This window comes from Candidatus Propionivibrio aalborgensis (assembly GCF_900089945.1).
GTDB classification, from domain to species: domain Bacteria; phylum Pseudomonadota; class Gammaproteobacteria; order Burkholderiales; family Rhodocyclaceae; genus Propionivibrio; species Propionivibrio aalborgensis.
The window spans coordinates 1-14,070 of the sequence record NZ_FLQY01000007.1; the positions used below are offsets into that span (position 1 = coordinate 1).

Here is a 14,070-nt window from a genome sequence, read left to right on the forward strand (position 1 = left end):
TATTGCTTCGGCCCGATGAAGTATTAAGCGGCATACCTGACGCGCCGGTCTTGGAAGTAGCTGATAACGCGTTCGGGGTTTTGTTCAAGCCGCATCATGTGCGAGTTGGCGGCTTCACGTAATTTGGCCTTGGTGCGTACGGGAACCTGTTTTCCCATCTCTTGCTTGAGATCGGCATTGAGGCGCTCTTCCGGGTTGAGTTGAGGGCTATAGCTGGGCAGGTAGAACAGTTCGATTTGGTCTTGTCGCTCGGTGACCCAAGCCTTCACGATCTTGCTGTGATGCACCCGTAAATTGTCCAGAATCAGGAACACTTTCCGGCCCGCGTCCTTGATCAATGACGCCAGGAATTCAATCAGCTTGCCGGCATCAAATGACTCATCAATGATCATCCACCGCGTCTTGCCTTGATTGGTCACGGTGGCGATCATGGACAGCTTTTGCCGAGTGCCGCCCACGGTCAGCGCCACCGGGGTTTTGCCTGCGGGCGCATAGCTTCTGCCACGAACATCGGTGTTGACCAGCGCCGTCTCATCGCCCCAGTGAATCTCTGCACCCTCGTGCCGGGCACGTTCCGCAATGCCCGGATACTCGCCTTCGAGCCACGCTTGAACAGCCGCAGGGCTCTGTTCATAGGCGCGCTTGATGGGTTTCTGCGGCGTGAAGCCCCATCGGGCAAGGTATTTCCCGACACTGCGAACGTGCAGTGTGATGCCGTACTCTTGCTCAATGAGCTGACCGACAGCCGCCCGACTCCAGAGAAAGAATTCCATTTTGAGTTGTTCGGGGCGTTTGTCGATGATGGTCCGGCGAATCGCCTCTTCTTGTGCCTCACTCAGGCACCGTCCGTCCCCTCGCACACGACCCCGCGTCACCGGACGAACCGCCGACCACCCACCCTCTTCAAACCGGTCAAGCGTGGCGCGCACTGCCGGGTAACTCAAGCCCGTCATCGATACGATTTGCATGATCTTGATACCCTTTCTATGCAATCGCACAACTTGCTTGCGCCGCTCATGGAGTTGCTCCAGCGTTTGTTTCCTTGCGTTCTCTTTTTCCATGAATCTTCGACTCAGAAAATACGCAATAGTTCATACTTTATCGGGCCGTATCAATAGGTGGCGACTCTTACGACAAATCCCTATCAATGATCGCCGAATATTGCATCGATGCAACCGACCTAAGGACTGTTCAAGAATATATCGCGGGTATATTTAATCCATTTAGGCCGAGCGCAATGCAGAAGAGCATTGCGGATTTTCGTTGGGCCGGATTGGTCACTACAAACTATGATCAAATCATTGAGAAGGCTTACAGTGAAAACGGCAAGCGGCTGCAAACTCCAGTACCCGTCCTTCGAAATGCCGACCGTATAGACTATGAACTTCGAGCGCCGGATTCGATTCCACTACTGAAGCTCCATGGATGTATTTCACTCGCCCACGACATTGCTCATCCACTCATTCTGACGATCGACCAATACATCACTCACCGCAAGGGCCGTGAAAAGCTGTTTTCACGATTTGCCGAATACGCTGGTGAGTACAGCGTGGTTTACGTCGGCTATCAGATTGAAGATGCCGACATCCGCGCAATATTGCTCGAACTCACAGCTCCCGAGATTTCACGACCCATGCATTACGTAGTGACGCCGCACCCGTCCGAACGCGACACAAAGATTTGGATCAGCAAGCGCATTACTACAATTTCTGGAACATTCGACGAGTTTTTGGCGACTCTCCAAGAAAAGATACCGCCTGGGCTTCGTGGTTTCCAATCGTCGGCCAAGAATCACCCAATCGAAGCAAAATTCGTTAGCCATGCAGCGCCGTCTGAGGATCTACTTACGTTTCTAGCTAATGACACCAATTACGTCTACGCGAAAATGCAATCCGAATCACCTAACGCTTTGGCGTTTTTTAGGGGGGCGGCATATGGATGGAGCTCGACCGTTGCTGGCTTCGACGCCAAGCGGACCCTTACCGATACTGTGCTATCCGAGGTCATTCTCGTTGATGAATTAGACCGGCCGCAGAAAACAGATTTTTACTTGATTAAAGGCTATGCCGGTTCCGGTAAGACAGTGACACTGAAACGTATCGCTTATGAGGCAGCAGTCACCTTTGATAAAGTTGTCCTCTTCCTGAGGCCCGACGCACGGCTTCTCTTTAACCCGATTTCGGAATTGTGCAACCTTATCGGTGAACGACTATTTGTATTTATCGATGGTGTGGTCCGACACGCAGCCGAGTTCGAGACGTTCCTGCGGTTAGCAAGGAAAAGCAAGCTAGCACTAACCATTATTGTTGCTGAACGGACCAATGAATGGAACGTTGATGGCGAGTCTCTTTCGCCTCTACTTGACCGTGATCATCAACTCCGTTCCTTATCCCTGCCGGAGATAGACGCGTTAATAGCGAAGCTAACGCAGTACCGATGCTTAGGCGTATTGGCCACAAAAAATCTTGAGGAACAACGACAGGCCGTTCTCTCATATGCGGACCGCCAGTTACTCGTGGCGCTGTATGAGGTCACCAGCGGTAAATCATTCCCAGATATCGTGTTCGACGAATACAAGGGGATCGTGAACGATCGGGCACGTAGAGTTTACCTCGTTGTGTGCGCGCTCAATCGAATGAACGTCCCAGTCCGGGCCGGATTGGTCAATCGCTTGACCGGAGTATCGTTTATTCATTTCAAAGAACATTTCTTTGGGCCGTTGGAATCGATCGTTATGACCGAGGAATACAAGCCTGCCCTCGATATGGCCTATAGGGCTAGACATCCTTGGGTAGCGCAGATTGTTTTCGAACGAGCACTCCCTAACGAAGGAGACCGGTTTGACCTTTACATTTCAATTCTTCGTGACATCGACATCGGCTATACACCCGACCGGTCCGCTTTCCGCGAATGTATTAGAGCTCGAAACTTACGGGAGCTATTTTCTGACCCCCTTATGGTTGGAGAGATATTTCGTGTCGCAGAACAAGCCAGTCAGGATGATGGATACTTGTATCAGCAGCAGGCCATCTATGAGATGAAGCGGTCCAATGGCAGCTTGGATCGAGCGCACAAACTGGTTTCGTTGGCTCATAAATTTTTGCCGCGTGACCGATCTATTACACACACGATGTCGGAGTTGGAACTGGCACGCGCAAATGCGTCCAGGACGGAGGTTGAACGCGATTTGCATATTGCGCAGGCGAGACAGTATGCGACCAGGCTTACCGGCACCAATGCCGATAGCAGCCACGGATATGGAACGCTCGTAAAAGTTGAGCTTGGGCGATTTATGAATGCGCTTAAGAACCCAGCGACCGCCGACGAAGAGATAACGGCAGCGGCCAAGGCGGTTGAACAAGCACTCAGCGAAGGTTTTCAGAAGTTTCGAAACGATGAGCATCTGCTTACGGCGGAAGCCGAATTCTCCAAGTTGCTACTTGATCAAGATCGAGCCATCAGAGCACTTGGCAAGGCTATCGCAAAAAATGCTTCTAGCCCATTTGTTGCGCGATCATTAAGCCGTTTGTACGAAGCCAAAAATAACCTCGACGCTGCACGCAAAACCTTACAGGACGCCTTGAGGGTTCTACCTGGCGACAAATGGTTGAACGCTGCATTGGCAAGCCTCCTTGATCGCAAATTCCCCGATGAAGGTAACGAGGCCGAAGCATGTTGGCGCCGATCGTTTACCGAAGGTGACACGAACTACACGTCGCAATTTCGGTTCGCTCGGCGCTTGTATCTAAACGGCAAGATGGACGAAGCGTTAGTGAAATTTTCGCAATTGAAGCTTGCGCGTGTGCCACGTGATGTCAAAGTAAGCATCTCAGGCAGAATTCGTGAAAATGGATCTGTGAAAAAGTTTGAAGGTGTCATAGCCCGGCTTGAGGCTGATTATGCTTGGGTTACACCGTATGGGCAGCAACGGTCTATTTTTCTTTCATGCTCTGGGGTTGATGTCGATACATGGCAAAACTATCGCCGTGGAGACAAACTGACATTTAGTATTGGGTTCAACTATATGGGCCTGGCGGCCACCATCTGCAACTGAAAGCTCATTATTCTGTGGCCTCTCCACTCGGGTCATCAAGTACCGTTCCAGTTCAAGGCCAATGATTGTTCGTTAGAAATTTTCAAATGGCAGCAATGCGGCTAGCTGCGGCCGTACAGGCTGCAAGCTTTGGATGGCCGCTCCGGCCGATAAGCTACCGGTCGAGACGATTTTGACCAAAGGCCGGAGATCGGCCTCTGCGGTCATTGGGGACATGCGCCTTGAGTGTCAGCTGTATTCCGCGTTGCCGCCGTTCGGCCGGCGCACGCGCCTCTTGTCAAGCAGTTGGGGTGGTCACAGCAATCGCTGTCGCCGCCAGATCTTGTGCTTTCCCTTCACGCGGCCCCTCTGAGATCGCAGCTTCGTTCAGGACGGCCAAGATGAAATCCGGCACATGGTCGCCGCATGCCTGAGCGCCCGCGACAGCCAACGATAGAATCTTTCGCGTAGGCGGTTCTTGGGCAGATATAGCCTGTTGCAGCAGGGGTACGGTCAACCGTGGGGTGACGAGGAGAGCTCTGCAGGCCAGATGCCGCTCCCATTGCCGCCTGAAAGTGTTGGCGAGCGCACTTGTACCAGCCCTCAGCACTTGCCGGCCACTGTGCACCAACAGGTTGTAGGCCAAGACCCATTGCGCTTGGGCGGTGTCACGAGGTGCGCTGGCGTCGGCAGCCAAGACGCTGGAAGCAGCTCCGATGCGCTCGACCCGGGATTGCGCTTTCCGAACCCGATCCATCGCCTCTGCGCCGCTGACTTCGAACGCGAGCGCAACCTCGTCGGCGATACCTGCGATGAATACGCCGTTGGCGGCGCTGGCAAGCGACGCGCGCCATGCTTGCAAAAGCTGATGCCTGTCCACTTTGTTCATTGTCGCCAGCGACAGCGTTAGGGCGAAGCAATAGGCAGGCAGATCGCGCTTCGATTCTCGAAGCGCACTGTCGGGCTTCTCGGTAGGATCGGCGGGCAAGTCAGCTTTCATGCGTCGCACTACGAGCGAGATGCACAGGAAAGCTTCGTGGAGTTCGTGGACTTCACTGGCCACTTGCAAGTAGTCACCCTGCGACAACAATGCGCGGAGCCTAGCGGCACGGTAGCGGATCACGATATATGGATCGGTCGAAGCCTCCACTGTGGAAACCGCACTAGGCAACCAAGGCTCATTGATCCCTAGCAGTACGCAGAGTTCGACCACCAGGAGAGCGAGCATATCTGGGGCTGTCGCGGGCTCCAGACCGATCGCAGCCACGTCTAGGTTTGGGTCGCTCGCCGCTCCAACGATGGGCTCTGAAAAGTTGTTGATCGGCTCGATGACTTCGTTCCGCATCCACGCAAGCGTGTGCCCAAGGAACTTCTGGGCTGCGAAGAGTCGCGGATGCGCCTCCGGATCTACCCAAGTCGACACTTCGCGGCGAGCCTCTTCTGTCGCGCGAAGCATGCGTTTGGCATCGCCATGCCTAAACCAGCAGTATCCGGCGTCACTGCGAAATAGCGCCGCTGGCATTAACTTGAAGCTTGCTTCAGAAAGAGCAGCGGCCCGTTCGAGCCACAGTGCTGCCTCGTCAAAACGCCTGAGCCTTGCACAGGCGATCGCTGCGAAGCGCATGGCGAAGGGATCGCGCACTCCTTGTTCGCCCGCCTGGTCGGAGCCGTGCAGGCTCTTGTCCCACAGGCGCACCGCCTGATCGTGCTCGCCGCGGCGGAACGCTAGGTTGGCCATCTGTTCCATGATGACTGGGCTGGTCCCCGCGGCTGCCGCTTCCTGCAAAACGAGGCACGCTGCTTTTTGGTCACCGATGTGCTCCGAGAGCGCGATTGATAGCGTACGCGCGGCGGAATCCGCGAATCCGGCTGCGCCCCACTCACGTCCCGCCTTGGCTGATCGGACAAGGGCATTGGAGAGGCCTTGCCAGTTGGCTTGGGATGCCTTCGTCTCGGCAATCAGCGCTCGGTCGAACATTGAGAAACCTTCGCGAGCCAAGGGCAAGTCGAAACCACCCAAAAGGCGGCGCCGGAAGTCAGCCGGCACGGTTGCCAATACTGCAAGCATGTCATCGACACCGTGCGCGCTTCCAAAGTTGGCCTGTGCGACCATGAACAGCAGGTGCATGGGGTCGATCACGCCCTGCGAATCAGCGGACGGGATCTCTAGGTCGGCAGCCGTGATTGTCAGGGTGTCGATGCCCAGGGTCTCCAGCAGCGCGGCATCCTGCACCGCCTCGACTACCGTCGCCGCAGAGAACGAGCCCTCCGAAGCCATGGCGATGGCCATTCCTCGAAGTGCGCGCGTGAAGTTGCGATGCGCGGGCTGGGCGAGCCGTTCGATCTCCCATAGCCACCTCCGTGCGATTTCCGGCAACAGCTCGGGGTGTCGCGCACGAGCCACCCGGAATTGCAGGTAGCGAAACAGCGTCGAAGCGTTTTCGTCGAACGCGATGGCGGGTTGTCCGTCGATCGAGCCGAAGTAGACAACCAACTCTAACGCCTCGGCCAGCCCTTCCGTCCGTTCGATGTGGGAGACTATGGTCAAGACGAATTTGATGAAGCGCGGCGCGTCTTGCGACTGGAAGGCATGCAGAAAGAGACCCATGGCCTGATCTAGGCGGATGCTCTTGGTGGCCATGAACGAGTCGAGTAGTAGCACATGTGTTTGGCGCACGCGCTCTGGCGACCACAGTTCCTTAGCCTGGCCGTTGAGCAACGTGGTCGCCTTGTAGCCGGTGCGTCCCAGCAACTCGATCCACCGCCCGGCGAGGCGGTCTAGAGCAGCCCCCGGCTCTGATATGTAGAGGCGGCGCCCCAGCTCGAGAGCGACGCCGCGCTCGAATGCCACGGTGGTGAGGCTCAAGGCAAACAGCAGGCCGCGATCTGGCTGCGGAACAGTTCTAGTCGCGGTTTGGCGCGCTATGGTTCGAGCCTCCTCGACGCTCCGCGGCGTGGCGACGAACTCGGCTGCGTCGGCTACTTTCCAGCCCCGATCCCTCAACTCCAATGCCGCCAAGTAGACGAGCTTCGGATGCCCGCCTCCCGTGTGAGCCAGCATCATGCGTGCCCAGCTCAGCGCGACCTGAGGATCGGCACAGCCCAGCGAGCGCAGGTAATCGATCAACTCCTCCTCGCCGATACGCGGGACGAGCGCGACCGCAACGCTGGCAGAACGGAACTTCGGGTCGACCGCGTTAGCGGGCACGCCCTTGCTGGTCATAACCAGCGTGGCCTTGCTGCGCCGGCAGGAATCGATCAGGGCGCGCAGCCGTCCCCACAACGCGTCCGATACACCTTGGGCGGCCGGGACGTCGTCGAGCGCGACGCAGCTTGGCGGCCGCGCGCCGCGCACGACCAGGATCGCGTTCTCGATGGCGGCAGCTGACACCTGTTCGTCGCCGCCGCGCAAGTCCATCCAATAGGCAGCCGGATCCAGTAACCTCGCCACCATGTTGGCGGCCGTGCTCTTGCCCTCGCTTTCGGAGCCAACTATAAGGACACATCCGCTCTCGCGTGCCCTCCTCGTGAGAGCCGCGACGAATTCTTTCCGAGGTAGGTGCTCGGTGGGAAGCTCGGGCAACTCGCCGTCGAATACGGGGGCGAAAGTCATGTCCGCCAGACCTCCGCAGGAGGCGGCCGCCATCATCCCCATGGTCACGGCGAGTCGTTCGGTGATAGGCACCGACAAGCTGGTGTGGCGCGCGAAGACAATTTTCGCGTCAGCGAGCGTTAGGCTGCGAAGCTCCGCATCCTTCTTGGTGGCCACTTGGCGGCAGTGGTCAAGAAGCGCTGGAACCGCTCGCTCAGCGACGATGGGCGGGATGTTCTCTCTGCTTCCCATTTTCACGGCTAACCGGGAGACAACGAGACGCGCGGCCTCGATTGAGTGCTCTTCCGTAACCCATTCGATCCGGGAGAAGAGCTTCTCGCACAGGTCCGCGCCGTCAACATCACGCAGAAAGTCTATGAAGCTGTCCGAGCCGCCTTGCTCAATCAGATGGTCGGCGACCAAGCGAGCCGCAGCATCGTCGCCCGATGCTGCTTTGCGCCACAGCTCAATACCCGTCTCGGAGCCCAGCTTCGACTTCTGCTCCTTGCCCACCCTGCCGCGAGTCAGGAAGCGCAGGCTGATGCGATCGCGCCCGGAATTGCGCTCCCTGAGAACCCAGTAATTACGTACTGCGTCACGGACATCGCCTGAGTTAAGTGTGATCGTCGAAGGAGAGTTCTTGACCTGCGTGGCGATAGCGCCGCATGGTCCGACCACATCGTAGTCTTCAGCGCACTCGATGTATATCTTCTCGTCAGCGCTCAATTGCAGCCATGTTTCAACAGTGCGCACGATCTGGTAGTCGTAGCCCTCGAGTGAATCAATCGCTTGACGAGTCGGATCGCCAACCAGCGACTGGCCTAGTTCCATCGGTTCTGCTGCGCTCAAATCAGTCTCTCTCTCGCTGGTTGTTGTTCCGTTCGTCATTATTGCGTATTCCACACCAATATAGTTGCTCAGCCAAGTGTGAGCAGGGCCAGAGGCAACTGCCAGACATGCTCTTCAGTCTATTCTATAAGCATGTTCGACCGAGCCAGCAGATCGCCGCTTCAAACTGGAGACGGGGTGTCTGCATCCCATCGTCTTCGTCTCTTTCGAAACCTTCCACGATGACCAGTTGCAGTCACGGAGTTGCTGCACGGCGCAGCAATGGTAGTGTCAGCTTCAGGATCTCTACCAGCCGTCCGCGCCTGGCGCCAACGGCGGCTCCAGCCGAGGACACGCAATTCGATTTCGGACTACGAGTAACGACTCCTCCCCGTTACCTGCCGTTGAACCACTGATGAGATGGACGACTGCTGTGGGTCGGGTGCGGTAGTAGCCTGAAATGCCAAGCGGTCACTCAACCAGAATTCCAAGGCTACGACCGTTGACCAACTCATTTGCGGCCGTTGGTGGCAGAGAACCCCAATGACCGCTGAGGCGTGCGCCGTGCAAAGGCGGCGCTTTCCAGTGGGTGAAAACCCCACCCGGCGAAATGCTCCAGCCGGAAGCAACCGGAGCAGTCATGGAGGTAACGAAATGGCTGAAGCCTTCGGATAGCTGTCACAAGATGTGGTGATGGCGCGAGTGTGCAGGCCGTAACGCGAGTGAACGCTGAGCAAGCCTCGAAAAGGACATCGTGCAGGCCGACTTGGCTGCCTTACCAGGGAAGGCTGATACGTCTGAAGTAATGAGCAAAGTTGGAACTTCAGATGCTGCACCGGGGTAGTAGCGACAGCATGTACACAAGGGAAGCGCACGCAACACGGGAAGCCCCATGGCGTGGTCAGGGATGACCAACCGGAAACTCGTGAGAGATGTTCCGGGCGGTTTGGGGTGGCGGAGAGGTCAGTAGTACCGGGGAAGCCGGGTAACGCCGGTGGAGGGAAGGGGCCTCAGTTCAAGATCGACGCAAGACGTAGAGAGGGACGTGGAGATTGGGCAACCTATCAACTCCGATCAGTGTTCAGAAACTACAGATGGCGTTACATGCGAAAGCGAAGTCCGAAGCCGGGTATCGCTTCTACGCCCTGTACGACAAGATTTATCGTGCTGATATTCTGGCGCATGCCTATGCCCAGTGCCGCTCCAACCAGGGCGCACCGGGTGTGGATGGTCAGGATTTTGCCGACGTCGAATCGTACGGGGTTGAACGATGGCTTGGCGAACTGGCGCTTGCGCTCAGAGAAGAGAGTTACCGACCGGAGCCGATCCGGAGAGTGTTTATCCCGAAAGCCAATGGCAAACTTCGGCCCCTGGGTATTTCGACCCTGCGGGATCGGGTGTGCATGACGGCAGCAATGCTGGTGCTCGAACCGATCTTTGAAGCCGACCTTCCTGATGAGCAATACGCTTACCGGCCGGGTCGTAACGCCCAGCAGGCCGGGGTGGAAGTGGAAGAGAGCCTGCACCGTGGTCACACGGACGTTGTTGATGCTGACCTCGCGGATTACTTCGGTAGCATTCCACACACCGAGCTGATGTTGTCGCTTGCGCGGCGCATTGTGGATCGGCGTGTGCTGCATCAGATCAAGATGTGGCTGGAATGTGCAGTTGAAGAAACCGATCAGCGAGGACGGAAGAAACGGACGACCAAAGCCAAGGACAGTGGGCGCGGCATTCCGCAAGGTTCGCCGATCTCACCGCTGCTGTCGAATCTGTACATGCGGCGGTTCGTGCTGGCGTGGAAGAAACTGGGATTGGAGCGACGTCTTGGCAGTCGAATCGTCACCTATGCGGATGACCTCGTGATCCTGTGCAAAAACGGGAAGGCCGAAGAGGCCTTGGCGTGGATGCGAAAGATCATGGGCAAGCTGAAGCTGACAGTGAACGAGGAGAAGACACGCATCTGCAAGGTACCGGAAGGCGAATTCGACTTTCTGGGATACACGTTTGGCAGGCGGTATTCGCCGGTCACGGGAAAAGCTCGTATTGCCCTGTGGCCGTCGAAGAAAAGCGTTCGGCACATGACCGAGAAGGTTCATGAGCTGACCGAGCTGAAAACGGTGTGGCAAGAGACCACGGAACTGGTGCGGAAGTTGAACCGCATGTTGCGGGGCTGGGCGAACTACTTCAGTGTAGGGAGCGTCAGCCGTGCATACAATACGCTCGACATCTACACCGCAACGCGGTTACGCCGGTGGCTGCGTAACAAATACAAAGTCAGGCGGGGCAAGGGTGGGCTCTATCCATACCCACACCTCTATGGGTACTTCGGTCTCATCTGCCTGACCTCGTACAAATGCAGCCGGGCGAGTACGAAGGCATGACATCTTGTCCGAGAGCCGGATGCGGGAAATCTGCATGTCCGGTTCGATGAGGGGGATGTGGAAACGGGGTTACGGCACGGTTACTTGGGCACCGCCAGACGAAAGGGGCGGCAAACAGACAAACCATACCTACTGCTACCGCGCCACATCTCTACTCTACCGAGGTGCCGACAGCGTTGGCTTCCAGCGAATGACGGCTTGATGATCAGAAAGTGTTCGCTCTTCTGGCCAAAGATCTGGCGCTTGAACCAGGCAATTTGATGCTGGGCCGTCGCCAGTTCGCGGCTCAACGCTACGACCTGCTGAGGGCGGTAAGCCGCCGCTTCATCGAGGCTGAGAACGCGTGATCCGGTCGCCGAAGTCATGCGGCCATTATACCGTGCGCATCACTTCTGCGGGCGTTCCGGTAACGCTTTCTGACAACTTTCGCTTCGATCCCTTCGAGTAGGAGCTTGAGTCCGGTCCAGTCCGTTTCCCGGGTCGTGACGCGGCGCCAGTCGGAGAGGAATCTGCCCTGTTCGAGGCGCTTGGCCCAGACGCAGAAACCCGTGCGGTCCCAGTAGAGGACTTTCATTTGCGTCGCGCGTCGATTGATGAAGACAAAGAGGCGGCCATTCAGCGGATCCTGACCGAGTTCCTGGCGCGTCAGGGCGTAGAGCCCATCGCAGGATTTGCGCATGTCGACGGGGCGGCCATAGACATGGACCCGGATCTGGCCTTCGGGGAAGAACATCAGTGGCGTACCAGGTGCAGCACAAAGCCGTCGCCGAGGTCGAGCTTGAGATCGATTCGCGGGTGCGTTAACGACGCGGAATTCAGGGTGCCAAGATCGACGAAGGCCGGCGCCGCGTCGCTGGCCAGGCCTGCACCACCACCATCACCATCGCCTCCGTTACCGAGTAGGCTGCGCCACCGGTAGAAGCTCGCTGCACTGATCGCTTCGCGTCGGCAGAAACCTTCAACTCCCAGGCCACTGCCGTCAAATTTCGCCAACAAGCAGCGCCATTCATGCCGGCTGCGCCTCGATCCCTTGCCCTTCATTGCTCCCGACATCGCTGTTGCCCCCGTGTGTGATTTGTCTCGGGAGCAATGTCCACCTTCCCGCACGCGAACGGAAGAACGCCGGTGAGTTACTGGTTACGCAATAAAACCATCTCGTAGATGGTGGAGATATTGCAATCTAGTGCCAACAATAATTACCACAAAGTAGTCAAATAATTACCACAATAATGAACGCAACTAATTGATAAAAAACGTAATATTGACTTTTGCAAGATTTTGATCTATTCCTGATTCTCAGCTAGCAGTGGCCTGCGTGAAAAATGGAAACCAAGGAACAGTCTCGAAATACTTTTGTGAAAAAAGCTTTGCTTAAAGAGATCTCTACGCTGGATTTCGAGTTGGAGATCGATTTCTTCTGCTCAGACCAATGCATTCTACGCGCCGAACTTAACGCTATGCTAGATGCATTACCTGGGCTGTCGCGCTTGATAAAAGTCATTGAAGAGTAAATGTCTAGAATCGAATTTGAACTCGCGAAGATATTCTTAGTGGAATTTTCAAACAATTTGGAGAAGAAACAAAATGAAGATCGCTATCTATGTTCGCGTTTCGACCGAAAGGCAAGCTGACCAAGGTGCGTCGGTCGAAGATCAAATTGCCCAAATCGACAATTGGGCGAAACGTGAGAACCATACTGTTGTACAGGTGTTCCGCGAAGAAGGCGCATCAGCATTCGACGATCGTCGACCGATTTTTCAAATAATGATCGAGTCGGCGCTCGCACCAGACAAACCGTTTGACGCCATTGTCGTGCATACATCGTCGCGCTTCTATCGAGACAACGTTTTACGCGCGCTGATAACGAGAAAGCTCGAACGCGGGGGCATAAAAGTGATCTCATTGACGCAACCTCTTCCCGATGACGCAAGTTCTGCATATCTCCTCGAAAATATTATCGGACTGATTGATGAGTTTCAGAGCCGAGAAAACTCGAAGCACGTAATCAGATGTCAACGTCGAAATGCGGAAGACGGGTTTTTTAATGGGTCACGACCGCCATATGGTTACCAAACATTTCTGACTGATCTGCCGGCTAGGAACGGCGTGAAAAAGCGATTGGTGCCGGAACCCTCGGAAGCGGTAGTTGTTAAAAGAATCTTTCAAATGGCCGACGAAGGCTTCCAAGGTGTTGTACAAGGCGCAAAGCGCATCGCGAACTTTCTCAACCAGTCAGGTCAGCTCAATCGCGGCAAAAATTGGCGTAAGCAGCACATTCATGAAATCCTGACCAACACGGCCTACTTTGGTGAACGGATCACATTTCGCACGATCGGCCGCACTCATGAAATTCGTCCGAAAGACGAATGGGTAATATGCAAGATACCACCGATTATTGATCGTGAGCTTTTTGACCGAGTTCACGGAAGTTTGCAGAGTCGGCAACTCAAAAACGTAGACGCGAAATCTACTCAAGTATCCACGTTACTGACTGGTTTGCTGAAATGCGCACAGTGTAAACGTAACTTGACGTTGCGGACTGGAAAAACTGGCCGATATAATTATTACGGTTGCTCAACGAAGTCAGACTTTAACGTTGCAGGTTGCAATTGCCCCAACATTCGTCGAGAGCCGCTTGAGAGCGCAATCCTTGATGTCGTCGCTAACGTTGTGCTTCAGCCCGATCGTGTCGCTAGGATGATGTCGGAGCTTCGTGAGGCGATAAATAAAATGCACGAGCCTGAGAAGAGGCGGTTGCTTTCACTACAGCGCGACGCATCGTTGCAAGATGAGAGGATCTCACTTTTGTATGATCAGGCAGGAAGCGGAAAGCTCGACCTAGATAGCAGCCTTCAAGAATACTTGCGCGTGCAACAACGTAAGCTTTCAACGATGAGGCAAGAAATCAAGAATCTGGAGAGCCGTCAAAGCATTCCCCTGAAGAAATTTGGGCCTCAGCAGATCGACAAGTTCTCTGAGTCAGTTAAGTCTGAGCTGCTCAACCGTCAGTCACCCTTGGCTCGGCAGTACCTCAGGGCTGTGGTTTCAGAAATTCGGATCAAGAAAGCAACAGCCGAATTGATCGGGAGTAAAGCTCAATTAGCTGCAGCGATTTCAAATTGGACGCCGCAGGGCACTCTTAAAAGAGAAGTGCCCAGCTTCGTATCTAATTGGCGCGCCTGACACGATTCGAACGTGCGACCCCTGCCTTCGGAGGGCAGTACTCTATCCAA

At 55.5% G+C, this 14,070-nt stretch carries 9 protein-coding genes; 5 read left to right on the top strand and 4 right to left on the bottom strand.

What is annotated here, in order from left to right:
* Positions 1–23: 23 nt before the first annotated feature.
* On the bottom strand, positions 24–1,061 hold the full coding sequence (locus PROAA_RS00380) for an IS630 family transposase (protein WP_186409404.1): 1,038 nt from the start codon (positions 1,059–1,061) through the stop codon (positions 24–26).
* An 86-nt stretch (positions 1,062–1,147) separates the two neighbouring features.
* On the opposite strand from PROAA_RS00380, the gene PROAA_RS00385 reads away from it, so the two are divergent.
* A complete protein-coding gene (locus PROAA_RS00385) occupies positions 1,148–4,054 on the top strand; it encodes an SIR2 family NAD-dependent protein deacylase (RefSeq protein ID WP_186409405.1) in 2,907 nt (968 codons plus the stop codon).
* Positions 4,055–4,331: 277 nt separating this feature from the next.
* Here the strand turns inward: PROAA_RS00385 and PROAA_RS00390 are convergent, their stop codons facing one another.
* Complete coding sequence (locus tag PROAA_RS00390) at positions 4,332–8,456, bottom strand: tetratricopeptide repeat protein (protein ID WP_186409406.1); 4,125 nt, start codon at positions 8,454–8,456, stop codon at positions 4,332–4,334.
* 1,091 nt (positions 8,457–9,547) lie between these two features.
* Here PROAA_RS00390 and ltrA point away from each other — a divergent pair.
* Positions 9,548–10,837 carry a group II intron reverse transcriptase/maturase gene (ltrA, locus tag PROAA_RS00395; protein WP_186409407.1) on the top strand — a complete coding sequence of 430 codons (1,290 nt, stop codon included), beginning with the start codon at positions 9,548–9,550 and terminating at the stop codon, positions 10,835–10,837.
* Between the two features lie 212 nt (positions 10,838–11,049).
* Positions 11,050–11,184 carry a hypothetical protein gene (locus tag PROAA_RS19225; RefSeq protein WP_281182207.1) on the top strand — a complete coding sequence of 45 codons (135 nt, stop codon included), beginning with the start codon at positions 11,050–11,052 and terminating at the stop codon, positions 11,182–11,184.
* Between the two features lie 14 nt (positions 11,185–11,198).
* On the opposite strand, the gene tnpB is transcribed toward PROAA_RS19225, so the two are convergent.
* Together tnpB and tnpA are read right to left on the bottom strand one after the other, a co-directional pair.
* On the bottom strand, positions 11,199–11,570 hold the full coding sequence (gene tnpB, locus PROAA_RS00400) for an IS66 family insertion sequence element accessory protein TnpB (RefSeq protein WP_186409408.1): 372 nt from the start codon (positions 11,568–11,570) through the stop codon (positions 11,199–11,201).
* On the bottom strand, positions 11,570–11,890 hold the full coding sequence (tnpA, locus tag PROAA_RS00405; protein ID WP_186409409.1) for an IS66 family insertion sequence element accessory protein TnpA: 321 nt from the start codon (positions 11,888–11,890) through the stop codon (positions 11,570–11,572). The genes tnpB and tnpA overlap by 1 nt, the downstream gene beginning before the upstream one ends.
* 269 nt (positions 11,891–12,159) lie before the next feature.
* Between tnpA and PROAA_RS00410 the strand changes: the two genes are divergently transcribed.
* Together PROAA_RS00410 and PROAA_RS00415 are read left to right on the top strand one after the other, a co-directional pair.
* Positions 12,160–12,348, top strand: coding sequence for a hypothetical protein (locus PROAA_RS00410; RefSeq protein WP_186409410.1), 189 nt, complete (start codon positions 12,160–12,162; stop codon positions 12,346–12,348).
* A gap of 73 nt (positions 12,349–12,421) precedes the next feature.
* Positions 12,422–14,020 (top strand): recombinase family protein, encoded by a 1,599-nt coding sequence (locus PROAA_RS00415; protein WP_186409411.1) that lies wholly within the window; start codon positions 12,422–12,424, stop codon positions 14,018–14,020.
* The last annotated feature ends 50 nt before the right edge of the window (positions 14,021–14,070 follow it).